Source organism: Bradyrhizobium sp. USDA 3364 (assembly GCF_054056355.1).
Window position 1 is genome coordinate 4,235,334 of sequence record NZ_JBSRYG010000002.1, and the last position, 24,835, is coordinate 4,260,168.

20 protein-coding genes are annotated in these 24,835 nt (G+C 64.4%); 13 read left to right on the forward strand and 7 right to left on the reverse strand.

Annotated features, from left to right (window positions below):
* Positions 1 to 29: 29 nt before the first annotated feature.
* Positions 30 to 2,162, forward strand: a complete 2,133-nt coding sequence (gene rpoD / locus ACVILL_RS20025) for an RNA polymerase sigma factor RpoD (protein WP_456730627.1) — start codon at positions 30 to 32, stop codon at positions 2,160 to 2,162.
* A gap of 346 nt (positions 2,163 to 2,508) precedes the next feature.
* Here the strand turns inward: rpoD and ACVILL_RS20030 are convergent, their stop codons facing one another.
* The gene (locus tag ACVILL_RS20030) at positions 2,509 to 2,745 is read right to left on the reverse strand and encodes a hypothetical protein (protein WP_456730628.1); all 237 of its coding nucleotides are present in this window, start codon (positions 2,743 to 2,745) and stop codon (positions 2,509 to 2,511) included.
* Positions 2,746 to 2,927: 182 nt separating this feature from the next.
* On the reverse strand, positions 2,928 to 5,747 hold the full coding sequence (locus tag ACVILL_RS20035; RefSeq protein ID WP_456730629.1) for a CHAT domain-containing protein: 2,820 nt from the start codon (positions 5,745 to 5,747) through the stop codon (positions 2,928 to 2,930).
* A 432-nt stretch (positions 5,748 to 6,179) separates the two neighbouring features.
* Here ACVILL_RS20035 and ACVILL_RS20040 point away from each other — a divergent pair, with 432 nt between their 5' ends.
* The 3 genes from ACVILL_RS20040 (at position 6,180) to ACVILL_RS20050 (ending at position 8,567) form a co-directional block, all read left to right on the forward strand.
* Positions 6,180 to 6,590 carry an ester cyclase gene (locus tag ACVILL_RS20040; protein WP_456730630.1) on the forward strand — a complete coding sequence of 137 codons (411 nt, stop codon included), beginning with the start codon at positions 6,180 to 6,182 and terminating at the stop codon, positions 6,588 to 6,590.
* Positions 6,591 to 6,754: 164 nt separating this feature from the next.
* The gene (locus ACVILL_RS20045; RefSeq protein ID WP_456730631.1) at positions 6,755 to 7,561 is read left to right on the forward strand and encodes a lytic murein transglycosylase; all 807 of its coding nucleotides are present in this window, start codon (positions 6,755 to 6,757) and stop codon (positions 7,559 to 7,561) included.
* A gap of 160 nt (positions 7,562 to 7,721) precedes the next feature.
* Positions 7,722 to 8,567, forward strand: coding sequence for an FRG domain-containing protein (locus tag ACVILL_RS20050; protein WP_456730632.1), 846 nt, complete (start codon positions 7,722 to 7,724; stop codon positions 8,565 to 8,567).
* Between the two features lie 181 nt (positions 8,568 to 8,748).
* On the opposite strand, the gene ACVILL_RS20055 is transcribed toward ACVILL_RS20050, so the two are convergent.
* Positions 8,749 to 9,630, reverse strand: coding sequence for an SDR family NAD(P)-dependent oxidoreductase (locus ACVILL_RS20055; RefSeq protein ID WP_456730633.1), 882 nt, complete (start codon positions 9,628 to 9,630; stop codon positions 8,749 to 8,751).
* Positions 9,631 to 9,783: 153 nt separating this feature from the next.
* Between ACVILL_RS20055 and ACVILL_RS20060 the strand changes: the two genes are divergently transcribed.
* The 5 genes from ACVILL_RS20060 to ACVILL_RS20080 all read left to right on the forward strand — a co-directional run bounded on the left by ACVILL_RS20060 (position 9,784) and on the right by ACVILL_RS20080 (position 13,896).
* Entirely contained in the window at positions 9,784 to 10,185 is a 402-nt protein-coding gene (locus ACVILL_RS20060; RefSeq protein WP_456730634.1) for a response regulator, read from the forward strand.
* Between the two features lie 78 nt (positions 10,186 to 10,263).
* Positions 10,264 to 10,551, forward strand: coding sequence for a hypothetical protein (locus ACVILL_RS20065; protein ID WP_456730635.1), 288 nt, complete (start codon positions 10,264 to 10,266; stop codon positions 10,549 to 10,551).
* 34 nt (positions 10,552 to 10,585) lie between these two features.
* Entirely contained in the window at positions 10,586 to 11,197 is a 612-nt protein-coding gene (locus ACVILL_RS20070; protein WP_456730636.1) for a LysE family translocator, read from the forward strand.
* A 718-nt stretch (positions 11,198 to 11,915) separates the two neighbouring features.
* Positions 11,916 to 13,130 carry a GGDEF domain-containing protein gene (locus tag ACVILL_RS20075; protein ID WP_456730637.1) on the forward strand — a complete coding sequence of 405 codons (1,215 nt, stop codon included), beginning with the start codon at positions 11,916 to 11,918 and terminating at the stop codon, positions 13,128 to 13,130.
* A gap of 145 nt (positions 13,131 to 13,275) precedes the next feature.
* A complete protein-coding gene (locus ACVILL_RS20080; protein ID WP_456730638.1) occupies positions 13,276 to 13,896 on the forward strand; it encodes a peptidoglycan recognition protein family protein in 621 nt (206 codons plus the stop codon).
* Positions 13,897 to 14,079: 183 nt separating this feature from the next.
* Here ACVILL_RS20080 and ACVILL_RS20085 read toward each other — a convergent pair whose 3' ends face one another.
* The gene (locus ACVILL_RS20085) at positions 14,080 to 15,225 is read right to left on the reverse strand and encodes a peptidase M15 (RefSeq protein ID WP_456730639.1); all 1,146 of its coding nucleotides are present in this window, start codon (positions 15,223 to 15,225) and stop codon (positions 14,080 to 14,082) included.
* 469 nt (positions 15,226 to 15,694) lie between these two features.
* Here ACVILL_RS20085 and ACVILL_RS20090 point away from each other — a divergent pair, with 469 nt between their 5' ends.
* The gene (locus tag ACVILL_RS20090; protein ID WP_456730640.1) at positions 15,695 to 18,238 is read left to right on the forward strand and encodes an MASE1 domain-containing protein; all 2,544 of its coding nucleotides are present in this window, start codon (positions 15,695 to 15,697) and stop codon (positions 18,236 to 18,238) included.
* Positions 18,239 to 18,482: 244 nt separating this feature from the next.
* Here ACVILL_RS20090 and ACVILL_RS20095 read toward each other — a convergent pair whose 3' ends face one another.
* From ACVILL_RS20095 to ACVILL_RS20105, 3 genes are all read right to left on the reverse strand, one after another.
* On the reverse strand, positions 18,483 to 19,286 hold the full coding sequence (locus ACVILL_RS20095; protein WP_456730641.1) for an LON peptidase substrate-binding domain-containing protein: 804 nt from the start codon (positions 19,284 to 19,286) through the stop codon (positions 18,483 to 18,485).
* A 341-nt stretch (positions 19,287 to 19,627) separates the two neighbouring features.
* Positions 19,628 to 20,524 (reverse strand): RNA polymerase sigma factor RpoH, encoded by an 897-nt coding sequence (gene rpoH / locus ACVILL_RS20100; RefSeq protein ID WP_024581019.1) that lies wholly within the window; start codon positions 20,522 to 20,524, stop codon positions 19,628 to 19,630.
* Positions 20,525 to 20,740: 216 nt separating this feature from the next.
* Positions 20,741 to 21,721 carry an RluA family pseudouridine synthase gene (locus tag ACVILL_RS20105; protein ID WP_456734305.1) on the reverse strand — a complete coding sequence of 327 codons (981 nt, stop codon included), beginning with the start codon at positions 21,719 to 21,721 and terminating at the stop codon, positions 20,741 to 20,743.
* Positions 21,722 to 21,771: 50 nt separating this feature from the next.
* Here ACVILL_RS20105 and ACVILL_RS20110 point away from each other — a divergent pair, with 50 nt between their 5' ends.
* The 3 genes from ACVILL_RS20110 (at position 21,772) to ACVILL_RS20120 (ending at position 24,686) form a co-directional block, all read left to right on the forward strand.
* Complete coding sequence (locus tag ACVILL_RS20110; protein ID WP_456730642.1) at positions 21,772 to 22,107, forward strand: hypothetical protein; 336 nt, start codon at positions 21,772 to 21,774, stop codon at positions 22,105 to 22,107.
* 126 nt (positions 22,108 to 22,233) lie between these two features.
* A complete protein-coding gene (locus ACVILL_RS20115) occupies positions 22,234 to 22,881 on the forward strand; it encodes a QcrA and Rieske domain-containing protein (protein ID WP_456730643.1) in 648 nt (215 codons plus the stop codon).
* 71 nt (positions 22,882 to 22,952) lie between these two features.
* Positions 22,953 to 24,686, forward strand: coding sequence for a methanol/ethanol family PQQ-dependent dehydrogenase (locus tag ACVILL_RS20120; protein WP_456730644.1), 1,734 nt, complete (start codon positions 22,953 to 22,955; stop codon positions 24,684 to 24,686).
* Positions 24,687 to 24,835 lie beyond the last annotated feature (149 nt).

Sequence of the window (24,835 nt, forward strand, 5' to 3'; positions counted from 1 at the left end):
TGCATGACCGCGTTTCGGGAGCTTAGTGAATGGCCACCAAGGCAAAGACGCTGCAGGTTAAGGACAAGGAAAAGGACGACAAGGCAGCGGATGCTCCTGAGAAGGATGCCGCTGACGCGCCGTCGCCGTTGCTCGACCTGTCGGATGCCGCGGTGAAGAAGATGATCAAGCAGGCCAAGAAGCGCGGCTTCGTGACCTTCGATCAGCTCAACGAAGTGCTGCCCTCCGACACGACCTCGCCCGAACAGATCGAAGACATCATGTCGATGCTCTCCGACATGGGCATCAACGTCACCGAGGCCGACGACAGCGAAGGCGAGGACGATAAGGACGACGGCGACGACGAGACCGACAACGAGCTCGTCGAAGTCACGCAGAAGGCCGTCACCGAGGTCAAGAAGTCGGAGCCCGGCGAGCGCACCGACGATCCCGTGCGCATGTATCTGCGCGAGATGGGTACCGTCGAGCTGTTGTCGCGCGAGGGCGAAATCGCCATTGCCAAGCGCATCGAGGCCGGCCGCGAGGCGATGATCGCGGGCCTCTGCGAAAGCCCGCTGACCTTCCAGGCCATCATCATCTGGCGCGACGAACTCAACGAAGGAAAGATCTTCCTTCGCGACATCATCGATCTCGAAGCCACCTATGCGGGCCCTGAGTCCAAGGGCGGCATCAATCCGAACCTGATCGGCAACAACGGCGCCGAGGGCGCCGCTGCCGAAGGCAATGGCGGCGAAGCGCAGGCCGGCGCGCCGGCGCATGTCGCGCCGCCCGCAGCCCCGCCGTCGCCGACCCCGTTCCGCGCCGCGCCCGCCGGCGGCGAAGCCGGCACGGAAGAGAAGGATCCGGGCGAGGCCGCCGCCGAAGGCGACATGGACGACGACGAGTTCGAGAACCAGATGTCGCTCGCCGCCATCGAGGCCGAGCTGAAGCCGAAGGTGGTCGAGACCTTCGACAAGATCGCGTCCGAGTACAAGAAGCTGCGGCGCCTCCAGGAGCAGGACATCGCCAACCAGCTGCAGAGCGAGTCGCTGTCGCCGTCGCAGGAGCGCAAGTACAAGAAGCTGAAGGACGAGATCATCGTCGAGGTGAAGTCGCTGCGCCTCAACCAGGCCCGCATCGACTCGCTGGTCGAGCAGCTCTACGACATCAACAAGAAGCTGGTCTCGTTCGAGGGCCGTCTGCTGCGCCTCGGCGACAGCCACGGCGTCGCGCGCGAGGACTTCCTGCGCAACTACCAGGGCTCGGAGCTCGATCCACGCTGGCTCAACCGCGTCTCGAAGCTGTCGGCCAAGGGCTGGAAGAACTTCGTCCATCACGAGAAGGACCGCATCAAGGACCTGCGCCACGAGATCCAGTCGCTGGCGGCGCTCACCGGGCTCGAGATCGGCGAATTCCGCAAGATCGTGCACGGCGTGCAGAAGGGCGAGCGCGAGGCCCGTCAGGCCAAGAAGGAGATGGTGGAAGCCAACCTCCGTCTCGTGATCTCGATCGCCAAGAAGTACACCAACCGCGGCCTCCAGTTCCTCGACCTGATCCAGGAAGGCAATATCGGCCTGATGAAGGCGGTCGATAAGTTCGAGTACCGCCGCGGCTACAAGTTCTCGACCTACGCCACCTGGTGGATCCGGCAGGCGATCACCCGCTCGATCGCCGACCAGGCCCGCACCATCCGCATCCCCGTGCACATGATCGAGACGATCAACAAGATCGTCCGCACCTCGCGCCAGATGCTGAACGAGATCGGCCGCGAGCCGACCCCGGAAGAGCTCGCCGAGAAGCTCGGCATGCCGCTCGAGAAGGTGCGCAAGGTCCTCAAGATCGCCAAGGAGCCGCTGTCGCTCGAGACGCCGGTCGGTGACGAGGAGGACTCGCATCTCGGCGATTTCATCGAGGACAAGAACGCGATCCTGCCGATCGACGCGGCGATCCAGTCCAATTTGCGCGAGACCACGACGCGCGTGCTGGCCTCGCTCACCCCGCGCGAGGAGCGCGTGCTGCGCATGCGCTTCGGCATCGGCATGAACACCGACCACACGCTGGAAGAAGTCGGCCAGCAGTTCTCGGTCACCCGCGAACGCATCCGCCAGATCGAAGCCAAGGCGCTGCGCAAGCTGAAGCACCCGTCACGGTCGCGGAAGCTGCGGTCGTTCCTCGACAACTGAGCTTGCGAGCATTCATTCAATGAAAACGGCGGGCAAAGGCCCGCCGTTTTTGTTTGTAGGTAGATGGGAGCAACTTCTTCCGCCAGTGCCCGCGGCCACCCCTCTCCCCAACCCTCCCCCGCAAGGGGGGAGGGAGCCTGACTGGCGTGCTCGCCTCACTTCGAATGCAGGCTTGTCCATCGCGCCACAACACATTGCGTGGATCGTCGCAGGCGTGAGGGACGCGCCGGCGGAAGGGCTCCCTCCCCCCTTGCGGGGGAGGGTGGGGAGAGGGGTACCGCTTGCTCTGATGCTGATGGAGTGCGGAATTCGCGAACAGATGCGTTCGAGAGCGACTTCGCGCGGGCTACTTCTTCTTCGCCCCGACCCGTTCGATGGTCTTGATCTCGAGCGGCGGGCGGCCGCCCTTTTCGGCGATCTCGCGGTCCTGGTCGCGCAGGAAGGCGCGCACCGGCTCGTCGCCGTCGAGCCCGCCAATCAGCTCCGACGGCACGCGGCGGTTGGAGCGCTGCGAGCCGTCTCCATAGAAGACGTTGAAGAAGGCGAATTCGCCTTTGGGATTGGTCCCGGGTTTTTTCGGCATGCGCGGCTTGTCCTCGATCGGGGCGCCGCTGTCAAAGCAAATCCCGTGCGCTTGCGCGCTGGGCTGCCCTGCGCAATCCGGCGGCGAAGGTCCTTGCGATGCGATCGGGCGTAATCCGGCGACATGTCAAGATGACAACGGCCTGCGAGATGTCCACCGTTCTCTTGCGTCCGGTGTCCGTCTCAGCCCTCGAACAGCACGAACGCCGCCCACACGCTGGCGTCGGCGGCGCCCGCGACCTTGCCGTCGCGCGCATCGCGCCGGGTCTGGCGCAGCGCATCCGAATAGGTCAGGCCCTCCGCGAGATGCTCGTAGAAGCGCACGGTGAAGTTCGCGGTGCCCTCGTCGGCGACCGGCCACAGCGTCAGCAGCGCGCGGCGCACGCCGGCGATGCCGAGCGCGGTCGGCAGACCGCGCAGGCCGCTGACGAAGCTCTCGTCGCCGCGGCCGGTCTCGCAGGCCGACAGCACCAGCAGATCGAGCCGGGACAGGTCCCAGTCCATCAGTTCGAAGGCATAGAGATAGCCGTCGTTGTCGTCGCGCAGCGGCCACCGGCTGTCGCCCGCGCCCGACAGCACGATGCCGCTCTGCCACAGCGTGTCGAGGCCGCCGGCCGTGCTGTCGTGGTAGAAGCCGTGGGTCGCCAGATGCGCGATCCGCGCCTTGCCGATCTTATCGCGCAACACGCCTTCGCTGACGCTGCGCCCGGTCAGCATCTCGACCGGCGCGCCGCGTGCGCGGGCGAGCCTTGCGATCGCCTCGATCTCGGTCTTCGTGCCGGGCAGGGGCATCGGGCCCGGTACGCCGTATTCGATGCCGCCGGCGAGCAGCATCGCGCCCTGCTGATCGAGCTTCTCGCGCGCATGGATCGCGATCAGCGCATCGGGGCTGGTCAGCATCCGGATCGTGAACTTGTCCTCCAGGACGCCGCCGTCGGCGCCGGGAAGCAGCGAGAACGGCACCGCAAACAGGAAGCCGTCGGGCACGACATAGAGCGTGGTCTTGTCCTTCAGCAGCGGCTCCAGCGGCGCGAACAGCCGTGCGCGCAGGTTCTGGAAGCGGCCCCTGGTGTCGAGCGCCCTGTTGTCGAGCCCCTTGGCGTCGGGATCGGGCGCGGTGGCCCGCGTCGTGCGCAGCCGCGCGATCTCGGTCCGCACCGCGATGTCGACCATCCGGCCGGGATCGCCGAGATCGACCACGCGCGGCTCGCTCTGCGCGGTCTCGACGATGGCGTAGAGCACGGTCGCCGCCAGCGGCTCCTTCGACTGGCGATCCGCCTTCCACTGCCGGGTGATGAAATAGTTGATGACGGCTTCCTGCTGCGTCAGCAACTGCGCGGGGCGGATCGGGTCCTGCGGCAGCTTCACGCTGATCGCATCGAGCCGCTTCTGAAGCGCCTTCTCGGCCGCGTCCTGCCGCTGCCACACCGATCGCGCCCAGTCGTCGATATTGCCCGACGAGAACAGCTCCTGCTTCTCGCCGTTGAGCCGGAGCGCCGTGCGCACCAGCGCGGCGGTCTCCGCGTCCTTATCCGCGACCTGCGTCTCGAGCTGGCGCAGCGCGGTGTCGTCGCCGCCGCCGAGCGTCTTCCAGCGGAGCACCGCGGCGGCAAAGGCCGGCTGCGCCACTGACGAGCCGGCCCCGGTGGCGAAGCGGCCGAATGCGAATAGCAGATGGTCGGCATGGGCGCGGATCGCTTCGGCGACGGCGCGATCGCCCGAGGTGCCGACCTCGCGCTTCATCCAGTCGAACATCTCGCGGTCGAGCGCGGTGAAGTTCTGCACCGCGCGGTTCGGATCAACGGCGATCAACGCAACCGCGATGCCGAGCTTGATTTCGAAGGAGACCGGATGCTGCGCGGTGAAGGCGCGGGTTGAGATCGCCAGCGCCGTCTCGCGCAGCCGCATGCCTTTGTCGGGCTCGCCGCGCTGCTCGCGCTTGCCGGCGGCCAGCCCAGCTGCCTTGATGCGGAGGAAATCCGCAAAATTCTCCTCATTGGCGACGATCGCCTCCAGCCGCGCCAGATCGGCCGGCGATATCGCTGTGTCACCCGCGGCGAGCATGTCGGTGTAGAACAGCCAGGCGTCGGCCTGTCCCGCAAAACTCGGGTCCTTCGGCGCCAGCATGGTCGCGATCGCGCGGTGCCGGCGGAAATAGCGGCGGGCGTCGTCGAAGCGGCCGAGATTGAGGAAATCCTGCCCGGCATTGTTGACCGTCACCAGCGTGTTGAGGTGGTTCTCGCCGTAGTGTTTGGCGCGCTTCTCGATCGCGAACAGATCGAGCTCGAGCGCCTTCGCCGGCGCGCCGATCTCGCGCAGCATGTCGGCATAATTGTTGGCGAGCTTCCAGGTGGTGCGGTGGTCGGGCCCCAGCGCCTTCTCCGAGCGCTCGAAATTGTGCCGGCCGAGATTGGTCGCCGATGCCGCCGAACCGTTGGCCGACAGCGCGACCGCGAGCTTGTCATTGGCGATCAGCGATTCCTCGGAGCCTTCGCCCCAATAGGCATTGAAGGTCGCGATCGCCTTCATGTAGAGCGGCACCGCTTCGGCGATCCTGGCATGGTCGGACAGCAGGATGGCGTATGACAGCAGCACGTCGGCATTGCCGGGCGGCGATTGCGCCGCAGCCTTGCTCTGGAAGGCGCGCACGAACAGTTTTTCGGCGAGGTCGTCGCGCTTGACCGCGCGCAGCGTCGCGGTCGCGTCGTAGAACTGTCCCATCACGAACTGCGCGTCGTCGAGCCTGTCCGCGGCGTCGAGCGCTGCATTGAACTGCGCCGTGCCGGCGTCGATCTTGCCGCTGCGCACGAGCGCGATGGCGTTCCTCATCTGCGCGGTGACCGCCTGCGTGCTGCCGGCGCCTTGCGCCGGCGCGCGCTTGGCGCGGGAGTCCTGCGCGGCGGCACTGTCGATCGGCCCGGCCAGGACAGCGCCGAGCGCGAGGATGATGCTGAACGAAGCGGCAATCCTGCGCACGCCTGCGAAGCCCCCGGCGATCGTCATCGGCGGCACATCCTCGTCCCGAAAATCGTCATCCGATGGCATCCCCAATTGACGGCGTCGTTGCAGCAGCTTGCCCGGCTTTAGCTGCGCGCCTTTGCATGAACAAGATACGGGCAGCCGGCCGCGGGCAGGCGGAGCCGGCTCGTGCTTCTTGGTCGCCGCCGGCGCCTCCGGCGTTCACGCCTCGCGCGCCGAGATGCACCCGTGCGGTGCGTCGGCTGCTTGCATGCCAGCACCACGATCAAGCCGTCGGATGATGTTACCGCTGGTCGCCGCGTTGTCCCGGCAACCGCCTTTCGCTTCGAAGCCGAAACGCGCCGGCACCGAAATCATTGATTTTTCTGACGATGGTCACTTGCACCACCCCGTCCGATTCGCGTATGAGGCGCATCCTCTTCTCTCTGCAACTTTTCATTCGAGAGCCGATCGCCGATGTCCAACGCCACCCTCGACGCCAACAAGGCGTTGGTGCTCGCGCATTACGACGCGGTGACCAATCGTCTCGATCCCGACGCGATCCGCGCGCAGCTGGCCTCCGACTTTTTCGATCATGCCGCCGGCAAGCGGATGAGCGCCGAGGAGGTGATCGCGCATTCGGCGGCGATGCACGAGACCTTCGCCGATCTGTCGGCCGTAGCGGAATGCCTGGTGGCCGAGCGCGACATCGTCGCCGGCCGCTTCGTCTGGCGCGGCCGGCACCGCAGCCCGTGGCGCGGCATTGCGGCGACCGGCCGCCACGTCGAATTCCGCGGCATGACGTTCTGGCGGATTCATGACGGCAGGATATCCGAGCGCTGGGCCGAGATCGATTTCGTAGGGCTGGAGCGGCAGCTCAGGGATTGATCATCAGCGACGCACTGCTCGGTTGATGAATGCGCCGCGGGAATTCACGGTGTGAACATGGACTGAGGCGCGCAGCCGCGGAAGCGAATGTCGGTGTCGACGCTTTGACTGCCTCGTTTGCTCCATGGCATGATCGGGCCATTCGAAGCAGGAGGGATTTTTGCATGCTCAGGTGTCGTTTGGCGGTTGTGTTCGGCGCCTTGCTGCTTGCCACTCCCTCCTATGCCGCCCGGTGCGGCGGCAGTTTTCCGGCCTTCGTCCAGTCGTTCTCGCAGGATGCGGCCGCGGCCGGCATCCAGCAGGACGTGATCTCGGCGGCGCTCGGTGGCGTGCAGCAGGATGGCGGGGTGCTCGCGTTCGATCGGCGGCAGCGCTACACCTTCAACAAGACGTTCGAGCAGTATGTCGCAACCCGCGTCGGGCCCGGGCGCATCAATGGCGGGCGGGCGATGTTGCAGCGTCACGCGGCGCTGTTGTCGAAGATCGAGGCGCAATACGGCGTGCCGCGCCAGATCCTGGTCGCGATCTGGGGGCTGGAGACCGATTTCGGCAAGGGCGACATGGGCAAGCTGCCGGTATTTCGCGTGCTCGCCACGCTGGCGCATGATTGCCGCCGCACCGACCTGTTTCAGGGCGAGTTGCTCGCCGCGCTCAAGATCCTGCAGCGTGGCGACCTCCGCCTCAACGACATGATCGGCGCCTATGCCGGCGAGATCGGCCAGACCCAATTCCTGCCGTCGTCCTACATCAAGTACGGCGTCGACTTCGACGGCGACGGCCATGTCGATCTGCGCCACTCGGTCGCCGATGTGCTGGCTTCGACCGCGAACCTGCTGCACTCGAACGGCTTCAAGATGGGCGCGCCCTATGGCGAAGGCAGCGCGAATTTCGAGGCGATGCGCGAGTGGAACAGGGCGGTGATCTATCGCAAGACGATCGGGTATTTTGCGGATCAGCTCGTGGGGCGGTGAGGGCGCATCGCCTCAACGTCATTGCGAACCACCCGGTCGGCGCGAAGCGCCGCCGGATGACAGGCTCCGCGAAGCAATCCATCTTTCAGCATATGGGGGACAATGGATTGCTTCGTCGCTTCGCTCCTCGCAATGACGATACGTACGATCGAGTGATCGAATGGAAACCATCGGCAGCCAAAAGATCTGGTCGTTCTTCGACCGCAGGGGATGCCAGGTCGCGAAGAACTCGGCGGTGCGCGAGGGGCCGGGCCATCGCGTCGGCTCCTATCTCGAGCTCGCGACCAAGATCGCCGAGCTGCAATTCCTCAACCGCGACCATGTGTTGCTGTTTCGCGGCCAGAGCGCCGACCACAGGAACATCAAGCGCAACTCGTCGCTGAAGCCGACACTGTTTCGCGGTGGCCGCGGCAACCCGGACCAGGCGACGCTGGTCGAGCGGTTCGAGGCCTTGCGGCGCGCCGAGCAGGTGCTGATCGCGGAGTATGCGAAGGCAAAACTGCTCGGGGTCGAGCGGCTGAAGCGGCATCGCATTCTGCGCTGGTCGATCCTGCAGCATTACGAGGTCTGCACCACGCCGCTGCTCGACGTCACCCATTCGGTCCGGATCGCCGCGTCCTTTGCCTCGCTGGCGGGGAGCGACACCGCCTTCCTCTATGTGCTCGGCGTGCCCAACCTCAGCGGCGCGATCACCGCGAGTGCGGAGGCGGGCCTGCAGATCGTCCGCCTCTCCAGCGTCTGCCCGCCGTCGGCGGTGCGACCGCATATCCAGGAAGGCTATCTGCTCGGCGAATACCCCGAGATGTCCGGCACCGAGCAGAAGGAAAACTACTTTCCCTACGAGATGGATTTCGGTCGGCGGCTGGTCGCAAAATTCGCGTTCGCGCCGGCGTCGTTCTGGAAGAACGACAATTTTCCGCAGGTGACGCGGAGCGCGCTCTATCCGTCGGAGAAGAGCGATCCGCTGTTCCGCCTGGCGCTGGGGGTGAAGAAGCAGCTGGGGTGAGGCTCACCGACCGCGCAACATGCTCGGTGTCGTCCCGGGCTTGCCCGGGGCCCATAACCACGAATGCCAATCATGCTCGACGCTGCGGCACCAGCGTATTTCGCCAACCCACCCCTGTGGTTATGGGTCCCTTGCTTTCGCAGGGACGACACCGGCTATTTGGCGCCGTCGCGCGATCAACTCACCCCGCCACCTTCGCGGTCGCCTTCTCGATCTGCCGTTGCAGCACCTTCCAGTAGGTCCCGGGGCGGAAGCGTTGCAGCAGGTCCATGAAGCGGGCGTCGTTGCCGATCAGGATCCGCGGCTGGTTCTTCTCGATGCCGGCGATGACCCGCTGCGCGGCCGCCGCCGGCGTGGTTTTCGCCAGCGTGTCGAAACGCTCGATCGATTGGGCGCGGCGGGCATTGTCGGTGACGCCGGTGCCGGTGCGCGAGTTGCGCGCGATGTTGGTGGCGACGCCGCCGGGATGCACGACGGAGAGCTTCACCGGGCTATTCGCCACCGCAAGCTCGTGGCGCAGGCTTTCCGAGAAGCCGCGCACCGCGAATTTGGCCGCGCAATAGGCACTCTGGCCGGGCGGGGCGACGATGCCGAAGATCGAGGAGATGTTGACGATATGCGCCTCGCGGCGTTGCGAAAGCAGCGGCAGGAAGGCGCGGGTGCCGTGCACCACGCCCCAGAAATTGATGTCGAACAGCCACTCCATCTGCGCCTGCTCGATTTCGCCGAACTGGCCGAGCAGCGCGACGCCGGCATTGTTGACGACGATGTTGAGCGCGGGATGCGCGGCGCCGGCGGCCTCGGCGAACGCGGTGATCTGGTCCGGCTCGCTGACATCGAGCCGGTGCACGGTGACCTTGCGCTGGCTCGCCTTGGTGATCTCGATCGCCTTGGTGATCTCGATCGCCTTGGCGATCTCCGCGGCGGCGGCTTGCAGGCCGGCCTCGTCGCGATCGGCGATCGCGAGGTCGCAGCCGCGCCGCGCGAGTTCAAGCGCGAGCGCGCGGCCGATGCCGCTGGCGGCGCCGGTCACGGCGGCGGCGGATCCAGAGATCGCGGTCATGTCGGGTCGGCTCCATCAGATCGAGGGCGGCGGTTGCCAGGCGGGAACACGGCGGTTCCTCACTTTTCTCAAATTGAGACTGAACCATCCAGTGATTCCGGGCATTGAATCTGCGTTCGTTCTCAAAATCGCGATCATCGAGGGAGGCCGGCCATGGGACAATCGAAGCCCTATCGTGCGAAGGCCCTGGTTGTTGAAGACGACCCGATGCAGCGCGAGATGATCGCATTGCTGCTTGAGGAGAGCGAGTTCGACGTCATTTCCTGCGAGAGCGCGGAAGCCGCGGAATTAGTGTTGTGGAGCAGCGGCGAGAGTGTCGTGCTGATGTTGACGGATGTCGAGTTGGCCGGAAACATGACCGGCGTCGAGCTCGCCCATGTCGCAAAAGAATACAAACCCGATCTCGACGTGGTCGTCACCTCCGGCAGGCCGCTGCGGCAGCGCCTGCCCGACGGCGCGACGTTCTGGCCCAAGCCGTGGGCGCCGCTGGACGTGATCCGCCTCGCCGAGACCAAGGCCTCGGAGTTGGCCGGCCGCGGATCGAGGTCCGCATAACGGAGCTGTCAGCGCGGGTGAATGGCGGATGGCCGGTGGCCGCTTCCGCCGCTACGGAGGCCGTGATATTGCCGGCTGATGTTCCGCCCGTGGTCGCCCATCGGACTGGTCTGGTTCGTGCTCGCGACCCGCAAGGGCCGGCGCGGCCGCGACCGCAAGGGCCGGCGCGGTCGCGACCGCAGCGCCTGCCGCGCCGAGACGTTGGTCAATTTTCCCTCGCTCGACGGTGCGACCGACCTGATCGGCCATCTCGAGCGCCCCGAGGGTGACGCGCCGCGGCCGGCGGTGGTGCTGATGCGCGGCTGCTCCGGTCTCAAGGATGCGTTTCCGCGCGTGCTGGACTATCTGAAGCAACATCTGGAATGACGCGACCGCCAAGATCTGAAATTGGGGATTTGAAATGACCTGGTCCTTCCTCCTGACCACGCTGATCGTGGTCGCCTCGCCCGGCACCGGCGTGCTCTATACCCTGGCGGTGGCGCTGACCCGGGGCTCGCGGGCGAGCGTGGCGGCGGCGTTCGGCTGCACGCTCGGGATCGTGCCGCAGATGATCGCGGCGATGCTCGGGCTTGCCGCCATCCTGCACACCAGTGCGGTGGCGTTCGCGGCGCTGAAATGGGGCGGCGTCCTCTATTTGCTCTATATGGCCTGGCAGGCGCTGCGCGAGCGCGGCGCGCTCGCCGTCGACACCGAGATCAAGCCGCGCTCGCGCGGGCGGGTGATCGTGACCGCGATCCTGATCAACATCCTCAATCCGAAACTGTCGATCTTCTTCCTGGCCTTCCTGCCGCAGTTCATCGCCGTCGACGAGCCGCACCCGCTGGCGCGGATGGCCGAGCTCAGCTTCGTGTTCATGGCGATGACCTTCGCGGTGTTCGCGGTCTACGGGCTGTTCGCGGCGTCGCTGCGCGACCGCGTCATCACCCGGCCGAAGGTGATGGCCTGGCTCAGGCGCAGCTTCGCCGCGGGCTTTGCCGTGCTCGGCGCCAAGCTCGCCTTCGCGGAGCGCTGAGGCCGCATCCGCGCGCGCCCTGATGCAAGCAATAGGGTGCAGGCAATAAAAAAGCAGGCCTTGCGCCTGCTGCCCTGCGCCCCATCTGCCGGGGGCCGATCGATTCAAGACTGGTGAATTCGAGGTAGACGTATTTCCAGGCTGGCGTCGCTACGGCCGGTCGTCCCGGTCCGGATGCCCGGGCAGGGCAAGAGCCGCTACCCGGGCTGGAATTGGTTACTTCTTGGCGGCCTTCTTCTTGGTGGCCTTTTTCGCCTTCGCCTTCTTCGCCTTCTTCGCTTTCTTAGCCATAGTATCCTCTCAGGGTTTCATGGATTGAACGCGACTCCGAGGCATGCTTGGCGGAGGGCCAGCCTCGCAACATCCTCAGTATCAAACTCAGCAGATTCGGAGGCGGCTGCCGCGTGCTGTCACCGCGCCGTCATCGTGTTATCCACAGCTGTTACGTGTTTTAGCCAGCTTTTTCGCCAGCATCCGCGTGTCGAGCGGCGCGGCGTCGTCGCGCCGTCATGCTTAACGATGCGCAAATGGCGGATGCGCACATCTTCATCAATTCAAAACCACAGCATGGATTCACCCGTGCCGGGTGACGGTCCGTTAAGCGGCGCGGCCGCATCCTGTCCCGCAAGGCAACGGGGATTGCCGTTGGGGAAACGCCCAAGCGGTGGGGCGGCTATTTCAGAAGAGGCGAGGCCGATACGGGTCTCGAACAGGGGCGATGTTGAGCGTTCCGACGCTTTGGACGGTATTCATTATCAATTTTCTCGCGCTCGGCGTGATCTGGGCCTATGTCGCGCGCAGCTATCCTGCATTCGGCGCGGCGCGGTTCTGGACGGCGTCCGCCTTCGTCGCGTCCGCCGGCGCCGCCTGCGCGATGCTCCGCGTGATGACGACGGACTCGCTCTCGCCGCTGATCGCGGCCGGGACGCTGATGGTGTTCGCCGCCGGCCTTGCCGCGATGGGCATCGAGCGGTTCTACGGCAAGCCGGTGGGCTGGCGCAGCACCGCGCTGTCCACCGCGTTCGCCTGCATTGGCCTCGGCGTCTTCGTCTTTGCCTATGACAGCATCCCGATGCGCATCCTGGTCTACACCATCGCCCAGGTCACGCCGCTGGCATTGACGCTGAAGCTGCTGCTGTCGCCCGAGAACGGCCGCGTCAGCCCCGGCGCGCGGCTGGCCGGCATCGTCGCGTCCGTGCTGATCGCCATCTACGCGCTGCGCCTCGTCGGCGCGCTGCTGCAGCCCGGCGAATTCTCCTTCGTCCGCTTCAATGCGGGCCAGTCGCTGGCGATCCTGCTGATGGTGTTCCTGTCGATGGCGCTGAATTTCGGCTTCCTGCTGATGGCGATCGACCGGCTGCGCAACGAGGTCGCCGACCTCGCGCTGCTCGACGATCTCACCGGCGTCGGCAACCGCCGCCATCTCTTGCAGCGGTTGACCGAGGAATGCGCGCGCTCCGACCGCAACGGCGAAGCATTCGCGCTTTTGGTGATCGACCTCGACGGCTTCAAGGGCATCAACGACACCCACGGCCACGCCGCCGGCGACGCCTGCCTGCAGCACTTCACGCTGATGGCGCAGACCAGGCTCCGCCCGGGCGACATGCTGGCCCGCACCGGCGGCGACGAGTTCTGCATCGTGCTGCCGTCCTCGACGCTGCGCGAGGGGGCGATGATCGCGCGCCGCGTGCTGGAAGTGTGCCGTGCCGATGCCGAGCAGTGCACCGGCAATGACATTCCGATCGCGGTCTCAATCGGCATCGCGCAATGGACCCGCGAGATCGGCATGCACCCCGACCGCCTGATCGCCGCCGCCGACCATGCGCTCTACGACGCCAAGAAGGGCGGCAAGAACGGTTACGCGACCTACGAGCCCAAGCTACCGCCCGGGATGGCCGACCTGGTGGAGGCGACCCTGCGCAAGCGCGCCTGAGCGTGCTAGAGCGTGCTAGATCGCAATGCGTTTCCACGGAAACGCATCACGATCTCATCTCTTTGTTCGAGCATGATCTTTTCGGAAAACCGGTTCCCACTTTTCCGGATAATGCTCTAACGAGGCGCGACACCGGAATTTCAGTATGATGCCCCGCCTGCTCGCCGCACTGCTTGCGTTCGTCCTGTCCTCGGCCGCATCGGCCGAAACGCGCGATCTCGCAACGATCGCGCGATCGCAGGGAACGCCCGAGATACCCGGGTTGAAGATGGTCTGGCTGTCGCCCTGGGGCGACGTCGCCCAATCGCGTCCCTGGCGCAACATCATCGTGCACCAGACCGAGGGGCCGGCCGGCTCGGCGCGATACGGCGCGCAAGAGCAGCACAAGAATCCGACCCGGCGCGGCGTCATGGTCTGGGTCGAGACCGACGGCACGGTCTATTGGGCGGTCGCCGACAACATCGTTCCGACCCACACCGACGGCGCCGATCGCAACGACAACAAATACATCGACAACAGCAAGACCTACCGCCAGGCGAACAAGGACACGTCGATCGGCGTCGAATTCGCCGGCAATTTCCCCGACGTCACGAAGGGCCCGACCGATGCGCAGGTCGCGGCCTGGCGGGTGCTGGTGAAGGTGCTGCGTGCGCGTTACGGCATTCCGCTCGATCGCGTCTACGCGCACAACTGGATCGACTTCAAGGACGCCCGCTACTGCGAGGGCTGCGCGCTCGCGACCATGGCGCGGCAGTGGGGCGAGTAGGGGGCGGACTCCACTGAATCCGGGACGCCCGCTTTCGCGGGACGAAGCGGAAACCCGATCCGACCTCGGGGATATCGCCTTCTGACCCCAAGCGCACTCATGTGGGTTACACTGGCCGTTATCGGCCGCGCTTTTGCGCGGACCCGGTGAGCTCATCCACCATACGGACCGTCGTGATCCCGCTCAGATCGTTCGTACCTTCGATGACTTCGCGGTTTTTGCGCGTTTTGCCGCGGCCCGATTGTCGGGTGCCGCGCGGCGGCTGCGCGTCTTCGCGTCCAGCGCCGCTTGCCGCGTTTTGACGCCACCGCGGTGGGAGGCATATTCCTTGCCATCGATCGGCGCCAGATGAGGCGGGTCAAAATCGAGATAGGGGCGCGCGACGCCGAACTCCTTGCCGTGCGCGTCGACCCATTTCCAGAGCCGTTCCGACGACCTCCAGCGGTCGTCGCGCGTCGCGCCGTCGATGCTGACGATGTCGGCCGCGAGCCCATGGCCGTAGCCGCCACGGAAGCTGCCGCCGTGATACGACTTGTTGCTTGCCGCCTTCAGCCCGCTTGCGATCGACTGGCGGTAGTCATCGCGGAAAGCGCTGGTGATGCCGGGCGACAGGCCGGCCTGTTCCGCGGCGAGAAGCGCACGAAAGAGCTTCAGCTTGAAGCTCCGGTCGACGCCTCCCATGACGTAGTCCATCATCGGCATGCCGGCTCTTTCGGCCGCCTTGGTGTCCTTCCAGCCGAAATCCTCATCGACAAGCCTGGTGAAGGTTCTGGTGACCGTCACCATCTTCTTCTTTCTCTTGACACGCACCTGCCTCTGCTCCGGCACCTTGATGGTGTCTTCCTTGGGCGTCCTTTGATAGAGCGCCCACAGATAGCGGTCGATGCAAGCGTTAACGTCAAAGCACTCGTCGAGGATTTCGACGGAGTCTAGCGTCGCCTTGGCTGCGCGAGGCGCCGGATCCGGCGTGTTCGCTGCCGGCGCCTGCACCGGCTGAGTGTCCGGCGGCAGTGCCGGATCGGTCAACGTGGCCGTGACGACGGGTTCCGTCTCGTGCACGGTCGGCGCAGCATTGGTGGTCGCCGCCGCTTCCTGTTCGCTCATGGTCACTGCATTGGGGCCATCGACGGCAGCGTTCGGCGTGGCAGTTGCTGGTGATGTCGCGGATAGGGCATCGGCGACGACGGCAGGTGCGCGGTTATCGTCAACTGACGCACCGGCCTTCTCGATACCGGTCGAACCGAACGCCACAAACCACGAGAGAACACAGCCTGACAGAACGACCGTCCCGCCCAACGCCGCCGCCCGCATTCGCCGCGAGTTCATCATCCCAGCCTCCACGGACTCCTCGGGAGTCAGATTGCTGCATGTGACGAGGCGGATTGTCGGCTCAGGGCGTGGTCACGCAATGGCGAAAGAAGGTTAACGACCTATCTTTCCAAAGGATGTTGCCCGAATGCAACTCGCGCCCGCTGGCAGATTCCGGGTTGAACGGCGGCTCATCGGGCAAGGACCGCGGCTATTAGGTCAATGGTGTTGCCGTACGCCCACTTGTTCCGAAATTGCCAACCGCCTCTACTCTCGATCCGGCGGCCATGCTTTGGTCAAAACTGAGTTGAGTGTTTGGCAGGGTGTCGTCGACGTGGTGAAAATGCGATCGCCCTCCTTCGGGTGACGTTGGACCGGTGCCAGGTCGTTCCCTACTGCATACTCGAGGTGCCCACCGCAAAGGCTTGTGATGGAACGGGCAAGGTTCGAAAAGGCCGGGATGTCCGCTTTTGGCGATGCTCGGAGCGTCGTGGCCTACACGGTCGAAGTTTTGATCGTCGCCGCGATCTACGGTGGCCTTGCCGCCTCCGCGCGACTCCTTCCTGCAATAAATCCGGCCGCGACACCGCTGTGGCCGCCAACCGCGGTTGCGTTCGCACTGGTCCTGCTGCGTGGTTACCGGATTTGGCCCGCGATCCTGATCGGCAGCGTCGCACCTTACCTCGTGACCGACCGATCGCTCCTGGAGTTTGGCGCCGCCGGGATTGGAAGCCTCCTTGCGGCATTCGCCGGGACATGGCTGATCGGCCGCTGGTCGAATGGTTGCCAGACGTTTGCCACACCATCCGGTGTTGCAAAGTTTGCAATCATCTCCTTTGCACCGACCACGATGATCAGTTCGTTGATCGCCTTGGCCGGATTCGTCTTCGTGAACGAACCGAGCTTTTCCGATTCCGTCGTCGCAGGGTTGACCTGGTGGCTTGCGGACGCGACCGCGGCCTTGGTGATTGCTCCGGTCATCGTGCTCTGGGCGATGATGCCCTTACGGACTTCCTCCAGTTGGGATCTGCTCGAATCGATCGCGATTCCTGCTTTCGCTGGCATCATCGGGATCGTTGCCTACAGCCCGCTCATTGGCAGCGACCTCATCAGCAACGAACTCGACGTGCAGCTGCCGCATCGCAGCCTTCTCGGCTTTCTGGCCTTGCTCCCGTTGATCTGGGCTGGCCTGCGCGGCAATCGATGCGCCGTGGCTGCCGCGGCGCTCGTTTTCACCGGAATGGCGGTCTGGGGGTTCGCGTTGGGCAATGATCCATTTCCGAAAAGCGATCCGAATGGTGCCTTGTTGTCATTGCTCGTGCTTTCGATCAGCGTATCGGGGCCCGCTCTGGCCTTGGCTGCGGCAATTGCGACGCGCCAGTTTATCGAAACCCATCTGCGTTCTGTTCAGGACCAGTTGAACAGCCAGCTGGAACGGAAGACCCTGGCGCTCGGCAACGTTAGGCGCCACTTCCAAACCCTGATCGAAGGCGTCGTCGACTATGCAATTTTTGCGCTTGATCAAGAGGGGCACGTTACGAGCTGGAATAGCACCGCTCAAAAAATCACCGGCTACACCCCGGAAGAAATCATAGGCAAGCACTTCGGGATCTTCTATCGGCCGGATGAACGCCGCGCGGGTTCACCGGCACACGCCCTGGAGTCGGCAATCGAGGAAGGCAGGCACGAAGTAGAGGGCTGGCGCATCAGAAAGAATGGAACGCCGTTCTTCACCACCGGATCGGTCGCTTCGAGCCGTGATGACGAGGGAAATCTGATCGGTTTCATAAGTATCCTGCGGGACGCAACCGAGCGTCGCGACGCGGAGGAGAAGCTGGTCCAGGCACGCGAACAGCTGGCGATGTCGCAGAAAATGGAGGCGATCGGCAAGCTGACCGGCGGGATTGCGCACGACTTCAACAACCTATTGATGATCATTGGAGGCAGTGCCCAGATCTTTACGCGCCTGCTTGATCCAAAACTGCCCAAGGCAATCGAAGCCATACAGACCGCGGCCAAACGCGGCGAGAGCCTCACACGCCAATTGTTGACATTCTCGCGTCACCAGCATCTCAGCCCGACGATCGTCGACCTGAATGCGTCCATCAAGAACATGCGGACGATGATCGAGAGCTCGCTACGCGGCAACATCGTGTACAACGAGAACGTCGGCGAGGGCGTCGCGTCGATCAAGGTGGACCTCGCCGAGCTGGAGCTTGCGATCGTCAACATCGCCGTTAATGCGCGCGACGCAATGCCAAGCGGCGGCACGTTCACATTGTCCGTCCATGCGGTGACCGCGGACCAGGAAGCCGGCGGCGATCGCCGCGCAAAGGCCTTCTTTGCGATAACGCTCAACGATACCGGCACCGGCATTCCACCGAACCTTCTGTCCAAGATGTTCGATCCATTTTTCACGACCAAGGAGGTCGGCAAGGGCACCGGGCTCGGCTTGTCCCAGGTCTATGGTTTTGCGCATCAGGCGGGTGGAACGGTGACGGCAGACAGCAAGGTTGGACAGGGAACGACGATTACAATCTATTTGCCGTCTTGCGCAGAAGAGCAGATCACCGGCAAGGAGCTGGCCGCTGCCAGAACAAGAGCAAGGCAACCCCAGCGGCAGACGGTTCTCGTCGTCGACGACAGTCCCGAAGTTGCGGACGTGACATCCTCGCTGTTTGAGCATCTGGGCTATGACACGATCTATCGCGACTCGGCCGAAGCGGCGCTGAAATTGCTCGAAGCCGGGACAAAGATCGATCTCGTCTTCAGCGATATCGTCATGCCCGGGACCATCGATGGCGTCGGGCTCGCGAGAGAAGTCAGGTCGCGGTATCCCGGCTTGCCCATAGCCCTTACGACCGGCTACAGCGATGCTGCAAAGGCAGCTCCGCCAAGTCTCAAGATACTCCGCAAGCCGTTCGATACCGAGGCACTGAGGGATTTTATCCAGGATCTTACGCCTCCGCGATCAACGCGATCATCTGGCGCGCCCATGACGTCGGGCACGACCGAGGCCTTGCGCAGAAGTTGACCGGTCCGGCCATCGTGCGGCCTTGCCCGGCGGCGCCGACGCAGTGCTTGAACAGGAATCTTTCGTCGCAGGATGCTGCATCGGTCGTCCGCTTCTGGCCCTCAGGCCGGTGCGGACATCGTCGACGCCGATGCATCACGCCAAAAACCGGCCCCGGATGGGTGGAGCGAAGCGATGCCCATCGACCTCGTGCTGCGTGGTGGGATGATGGGTATCGTCGCCCGCTTGACCCACGGGGCCGACCTCAAGCGTTCCCCTGCAGCAGGGCCCCGACCCTTTCGAGCCGCCTTACGGGATCGAGGGTCGCGAGCAGCGCCTGCTTGTCCGGGATGGAAAGCTCGATATGCGATGCAATCATGTCGGCGAGCCGGCCAGGATCGCGGACCCGTTCGAACGGCGGCTTGATTTGCGGCTCACGCGGATAACCTCGCTTCATTGCATCGCGAAATGAATGGGCCATGAAATACGCTTTGATTGACAGGATAAGATACGGCACATCCGGAGCAGGTTGTTCGTCGAGATCATCGACCTCGGCGACATAGCTGTCCGCCTCTCCGAGGAAATCTTTGATCATGATGCGCCGATGGATTTGGGTCAGCGCCTTCCATCTGCCGTCGGCCAGTTGGTCTAGGGTCAGGACGCTGCCAAGAACACCGACGTCATAGATATCCCTGCGTCCGGGCTCGTCGACGTCCGAGCCTCTTTGGATCGCGACTATGATTGGCCGCGCACCTTGAAAGGCCCGTCCAAGCGCCTGAATGGCTTTGGCGCTGCAGGCGTAAAGCGGCGCGATCTCGCCGGGGAACGGTACGAAATCCCGGATCGGCACGGCGGGATGGCGTCCCGCCTCCGTGGCGTGTGCTGCGGCTGCGACCAACGGTCCCTCACGTCTCGCTTGGATCTCCGCCGACAGCGTGTTCCAGTCGGCGACGCCGAACATTTTTGAGACCAGTTCCAGACTTTCGCCGTGGCTGATGGCGACGGTTTTGGCAGTCAGGGAAGCGCGCAAGGTACGCGCCATGGCTTTTGCATCGCGAAAATCGCGCATGACTTCGTCCTTTGACTAGAGCGAACCAGGCGTGCCAGGCGGTTGCGTTGCTGACCCGGTCGCTCGGGCGAAGGAAAGCCAATAGAGGGCTCGATACGTTCACCGTTCCCGTGAGGGTGCAACCAGCAGGTCGCATCAACCGTCGCAAAATCTTGCCTAGAGGCAGCTTGGTGTCAATCACCTATCGCGCTGCATGTCGCGTGGTGGGATGATGGGTATCGCGGAGTTTATCATCGGGCCGCGCGTTGCGCGGACCCGTTGGCTCCACCGATCCCACAGACAACAACAAAAAAGCCGGCGTTGCCGCCGGCTTTCGTGTCTGTTGGCTCGTTGCCGCGCGTTTAGTGCGCGGCCTCGAGAGCGGCTTCCTGCCGGGCGATCGTGCCCTTGACGGCCGACTGCACCTTCTCGAACGCGCGGACCTCGATCTGCCGCACGCGCTCGCGCGACACGCCGAACTCGGCGGCGAGGTCTTCCAGCGTCATCGGCTCATCCGCCAGACGACGCGCCTCGAAGATGCGGCGTTCGCGCGGGTTGAGCACGCCGATCGCACCGTTGAGGGCCTGGCGGCGATGATCGAACTCCTCGCTCTCGGCCATCAGGGCTTCGGCGTTGGGCGAGTTGTCGACCAGCCAGTCCTGCCATTCGCCGGCTTCGCCGTCGTCGCGGATCGGGGCATTGAGCGACGCGTCACCGCCGAGGCGGCGATTCATGTCGATCACGTCCTGATCGGTCACGCCGAGGCGCTTGGCAATCAGCTTCACTTGGTCGGGGTGGAGATCACCCTCTTCCAGAGCGGAGATCTTGCTCTTGGCCTTGCGCAGGTTGAAGAAGAGCTTCTTCTGGTTCGCGGTGGTGCCCATCTTCACGAGCGACCAGGAACGCAGAATGTACTCTTGTATTGACGCCTTGATCCACCACATGGCGTAAGTGGCGAGACGGAAGCCCTTCTCGGGCTCGAATCGCTTCACCGCCTGCATCAGGCCGACATTGCCTTCCGAGACGACCTCGGAGATCGGCAAGCCGTAGCCGCGATAGCCCATGGCGATCTTGGCCACGAGCCTGAGATGGCTGGTGACGAGCTTATGCGCCGCGTCGCGATCATCATGCTCGCGCCAACGCTTGGCGAGCATGTACTCCTGCTGGGGCTCCAGCATGGGGAACTTGCGGATCTCGGCGAGGTAACGTGAAAGGCCGGATTCTCCATTGAGGACCGGCAACGTAGCTGTACGGGCCATTCGAGCGCCCTCCAGTGGTTCAGACCCCCGATAGCGGCGGGCCCGGCAGGTGGCCGCTGGGTTAAAGCCGGCCATGCTGCGATGTTCCGCGCTGGATATTCAGCGCAGGTGCAACATACACCAAACTGTCCGTGATAGGGAAGGATTGCTGACGTCACGTCCCCGTGTGCCAGCTATAACCTGTTGTCATAGCTCGGCTTTTCCCGGAGGGGTGCGTCATACCGCCGCTTCCAGCGCCCGTTGAAGGAGAAGCAAATCCTCCGGCAGAGGCGCTTCCCAGTGTAAAAGTTCCCCGGTCCGCGGATGCTCCAGAGCCAGCAGATAGGCATGGAGGGCCTGCCGATCGAGCGCGGTGAGTGCGTCCTTACCTTCCGCGCCGAGCTGTCCGGCCTTGGTCTTGAAGTGAGCGCCGTAAACACTGTCGCCGAGCAGCGGGTGGCCGAGATGGGCGAGGTGGACGCGGATCTGATGGGTCCGCCCGGTCTCGAGCCGGCACGCCAGCAGCGAGGCGACCGGCTTGCCGTCGCGGCCGGCAAAGCTCGAGAGCACCTCGAAATGGGTGATCGCCTCGCGGCCGCCCTGGCGCACGGCCATCTTCTCGCGGGCATGCGGGTGGCGGTCGATCGGCGCGTCGATCGTGCCGTGGGGCCGGTTCGGCACGCCCCAGACGAACGCCATGTAGCCGCGCTCCATGGCCCCGGTGCGGCCGTGGTCGGCGAATTGCGCCGTCAGCGACTGATGGGCCTGGTCGTTCTTCGCAACCACCATCAGTCCCGTGGTGTCCTTGTCGAGGCGGTGCACGATGCCCGGCCGCTTCACTCCGCCGATGCCGGACAGGCTCGAGCCGCAATGCGCGATCAGCGCGTTGACCAGCGTCCCGGAGGCGTGGCCGGCCGCGGGATGCACGACCAGGCCCCTGGGCTTGTCGATGACGATGATGTCGTCGTCCTCGAACACGATGTCGAGCGCGATGTCTTCGCCCTGGGGCTCGGCGGGGGCCGCCTCCGGCACGTCGATTATGATCGTATCGCCCTTGGCGACATGATAAGCGGGGTCGCGGACGACGGCGTCCTTGACGGTCACGGAACCGGCGAGGATCAGCGCCTTCAGCCGGGAGCGCGACAGCTCCGGAGTGCGCTGCGCGAGCACGCGGTCGAGCCGGGCCGAGCCCTCGTCGCCCGCGACGATGACCTCCAGCTTCCGACCGCCATTCGAAGATACCTGGTGCAAAGATATAGAGCCTTGTGATGACCGACACCGCCGTGACCGAACCGACCCCCGACCAGGCCGCGCTGATCGCGCGGGTGCGGCGCATGATGCTGATCGCGGGCCTGACCTCGGCATTGGCCGTGGCCATCGTGTTGATTGCCATCGGCTACCGTCTTTATCGCAGCGAGGGAAGCCCCGTTTCGGTATCCGACGTCACTGCTGCGCTGCCGAAGGGCGCCCGCATCGTCGCCACCGGCACAGCCGGCGATCGGCTGCTCGTCACGCTCGATATAGGCGGTGCAACAGAGATCCGCACATTTGATGCAAAGACGCTGAAACCTGCAGGCAGGCTGAGCTTCGTCAACGAGCCCTGACGCTCGCAATCGCGAAGCCGCGTCGTCGATCAACCAAAAGCTGCAGCGCATTTTTTGCGCATGCGTTCGCGCATCGAGAAGGTGTCCCGCCATCTTTTCGGCCGAGTTGCACGTTCAGCTTGCGCCATGTCGCCACCCAACCCCAACGCTTCCATCGCACAGTCCGGTGAATCCGATGCAGTGGGGTCGTGCACCGATCCGACGCGTCGCGCGGTGTTGACCGCGCTTGCGAGCTGCGCCTGTCTCGCCGCGATCGAACCCGCGGCCGCCGACGATGAAGATCAGCCCGGCGCCAGTGAGCGACCGCAGAAAGCCGATGTGCTTGTGCGCGCCGAAGGCGACAAGGCCGGCCAGGTCATCAAGTCGGATGATCTGACCTTGGACGGACCGCCGATTCGCGCCTGGCCGCAGGACCCGAAAACCTTGGTCGTCCGCAAAGGTTCGCGGCTGAACGAGGTCGTGCTGGTCAAGCTCGATCCCAACGAGCTCGACGATGCGACGCGCGCCCGCGCGCCTGACGGCATCGTCTGCTACTCCGTGATCTGCTCGCATGCCGGTTGTCCGATCACCGCCTGGGTGAAGGAAGAGCAGGGCGACAAAAAAGTTTTGAAATGCCTTTGTCACAACTCCGAATACGATCCGCGGCAGAATGCGCAGGTCGTGTTCGGGCCGGCGCCACGTCGCCTCGCGGCATTGCCGCTGACGGTGGCCGACGGCGCGATCACGGTCGCAGCGCCATTCGTCGGGAAGGTGGGTGCTCAGCAGGGAGGATGAGGCCGCACCGGGAGTTCTGCATGATCTAAATAAAACTGAAAAAATAGAACAGAGCAGGGAGGTAGCATCTCATGACAAGCAAGCAGTGGTTACTGTCGAGTTGTGTCGCGTTCACGTGCCTCATTTCGACCTATGCCGTCGCGGGGCCCATCGAAAACTACAGTCCGGTGACGTCTCAGCGTCTCGAAAATCCCGAACCCGGCAACTGGATGCTCTATCGCCGGACCTATGACGGACAGGGCTTTAGTCCGCTCAACCAGATCAACACGTCCAACGTCAAGGACCTCAAGCCGGTCTGGACCTTCTCGACCGGCGTGATCGAAGGTCACGAGGCGCCGCCGATCGTCAACAACGGCGTGATGTTCGTCGCGACCCCGATGGGGCAGGTGATCGCGCTCAACGCCAAGACCGGCGAAGAGTACTGGCGCTACAAGCGGCAGCTTCCCGACGATCTGTTCCAGCTGCATCCGACCAGCCGCGGCGTCGGCCTGTGGGAGGACAAGCTCTATCTCGCCACCACGGACGATCACGTGGTCGCGCTCGACGCCAAGACCGGCAAGGTGGTCTGGGACACCAAGGTCCAGGACTACAAGAAGGGTCAGTACATGACGCTGATGCCGCTCACCGTCGACGGCAAGGTGATCGTCGGCGGCTCCGGCGGTGAGTTCGGCGTGCGCGGCTATGTCGCCGCCTATGACGCGAACAGCGGCAAGGAGCTCTGGCGCACCTTCACCATTCCCGGCGAAGGCGAGCCCGGTCACGAGACCTGGAGCGGCGACGACTGGAAGTCGGGCGGCGGATCGGCCTGGATGACCGGCACCTACGACAAGGACACCAAGACGGTCTATTGGGGCGTCGGCAACGCAGCACCTTGGCCCGGCTCGATGCATGCCGGCGACAACCTCTACACCAGCTCGGTGCTCGCGCTCGATCCCGACACCGGCAAGATCAAGACCCACTTCCAGTACCACCAGAACGATTCCTGGGACTGGGACGAGGTCGATGCGCCGATGCTGATCGACATGCAGCGCGACGGACGGTCGTTCAAGAGCCTGGTCCATCCGGGGCGCGATGCGATCTTCTGGGTGCTGGAGCGCAAGCCGGACAAGATCAACTATGTCGCCGGCTGGCCGTTCGTGAAGACCAATGTCTGGAAGGGGATCGAGGCCGAGACCGGCCGGCCGATCGTCGATCCCGAGCACAAGCCGGTGCTCGGCAAGCGGGTCGAGTTCTGCCCATCGCTGTGGGGCGGCAAGGACTGGCCGTCCGCCGCCTATAGCCCGAACACCAAGCTGGTCTACGTTCCGGCCAACGAGAACTTCTGCGGCGGCTTCACCGGCGAGAAGCAGCCGCTGGTTCCCGGCCAGCTCTGGCTTGGCACCAAGCCGGAGGACATCGGCCTGATCCCCGCGCCGAATGCCGATCATTTCGGCGAGTTGCAGGCGTGGGATCCGGTCACCGGCAAGAAGGTCTGGCAGCACGACTACAAGACGTCGCAGCTGTTCGGCGCGGTGACGGCAACCGCAGGCGATCTCGTGCTCGCCGGCGGCACCAACGACCGCGCCTTCCGCATCTTCAACGCCAAGACCGGCGAATTGTTGTGGGAGCAGAAGACCAACTCCGGCATCATGGCGATGCCGATGTCCTATGAGGTCGACGGCAAGCAATATATCGCGGTCCAGTCGGGTTGGGGCGTCGACGCCCAGCGCATCCAGGATGCGCTGGCCGGCAAGGTCAAAGGCTTCGAGAACAACGTCCCGCAGGGCGGCGTGATCTGGGTGTTCGCGCTCGACGACAAGAAGTAAGGCGCGAGCAGAGCATGATCCGATTGAATCGGATCACGCTCCTGACCTTTCTTCGGTCGTGTTGTCTTGAAGACGCTCTGGCGATAGGGGGCGATGCGATCGGGAAGCGGCGGTTGGGGAGACCGGCCGCTTCCCGGTCCGCTTCAGCG

Bases quoted from the DNA above. Each gene is read 5' to 3' on its own strand.
- ACVILL_RS20060 (WP_456730634.1), top strand. From the start codon at position 9,784: ATGGGACAATCGAAGCCCTATCGTGCGAAGGCCCTGGTTGTTGAAGAC.
- ACVILL_RS20030 (WP_456730628.1), bottom strand. From the start codon at position 2,745: ATGCCGAAAAAACCCGGGACCAATCCCAAAGGCGAATTCGCCTTCTTC.
- ACVILL_RS20065 (WP_456730635.1), top strand. From the start codon at position 10,264: ATGTTCCGCCCGTGGTCGCCCATCGGACTGGTCTGGTTCGTGCTCGCG.
- ACVILL_RS20075 (WP_456730637.1), top strand. From the start codon at position 11,916: ATGTTGAGCGTTCCGACGCTTTGGACGGTATTCATTATCAATTTTCTC.
- rpoD (WP_456730627.1), top strand. From the start codon at position 30: ATGGCCACCAAGGCAAAGACGCTGCAGGTTAAGGACAAGGAAAAGGAC.
- ACVILL_RS20055 (WP_456730633.1), bottom strand. From the start codon at position 9,630: ATGACCGCGATCTCTGGATCCGCCGCCGCCGTGACCGGCGCCGCCAGC.
- rpoH (WP_024581019.1), bottom strand. From the start codon at position 20,524: ATGGCCCGTACAGCTACGTTGCCGGTCCTCAATGGAGAATCCGGCCTT.
- ACVILL_RS20045 (WP_456730631.1), top strand. From the start codon at position 6,755: ATGCTCAGGTGTCGTTTGGCGGTTGTGTTCGGCGCCTTGCTGCTTGCC.
- ACVILL_RS20085 (WP_456730639.1), bottom strand. From the start codon at position 15,225: ATGATGAACTCGCGGCGAATGCGGGCGGCGGCGTTGGGCGGGACGGTC.
- ACVILL_RS20120 (WP_456730644.1), top strand. From the start codon at position 22,953: ATGACAAGCAAGCAGTGGTTACTGTCGAGTTGTGTCGCGTTCACGTGC.
- ACVILL_RS20115 (WP_456730643.1), top strand. From the start codon at position 22,234: ATGTCGCCACCCAACCCCAACGCTTCCATCGCACAGTCCGGTGAATCC.
- ACVILL_RS20070 (WP_456730636.1), top strand. From the start codon at position 10,586: ATGACCTGGTCCTTCCTCCTGACCACGCTGATCGTGGTCGCCTCGCCC.
- ACVILL_RS20110 (WP_456730642.1), top strand. From the start codon at position 21,772: ATGACCGACACCGCCGTGACCGAACCGACCCCCGACCAGGCCGCGCTG.
- ACVILL_RS20040 (WP_456730630.1), top strand. From the start codon at position 6,180: ATGTCCAACGCCACCCTCGACGCCAACAAGGCGTTGGTGCTCGCGCAT.
- ACVILL_RS20095 (WP_456730641.1), bottom strand. From the start codon at position 19,286: ATGCGCGATTTTCGCGATGCAAAAGCCATGGCGCGTACCTTGCGCGCT.
- ACVILL_RS20035 (WP_456730629.1), bottom strand. From the start codon at position 5,747: ATGACGATCGCCGGGGGCTTCGCAGGCGTGCGCAGGATTGCCGCTTCG.
- ACVILL_RS20050 (WP_456730632.1), top strand. From the start codon at position 7,722: ATGGAAACCATCGGCAGCCAAAAGATCTGGTCGTTCTTCGACCGCAGG.
- ACVILL_RS20080 (WP_456730638.1), top strand. From the start codon at position 13,276: ATGATGCCCCGCCTGCTCGCCGCACTGCTTGCGTTCGTCCTGTCCTCG.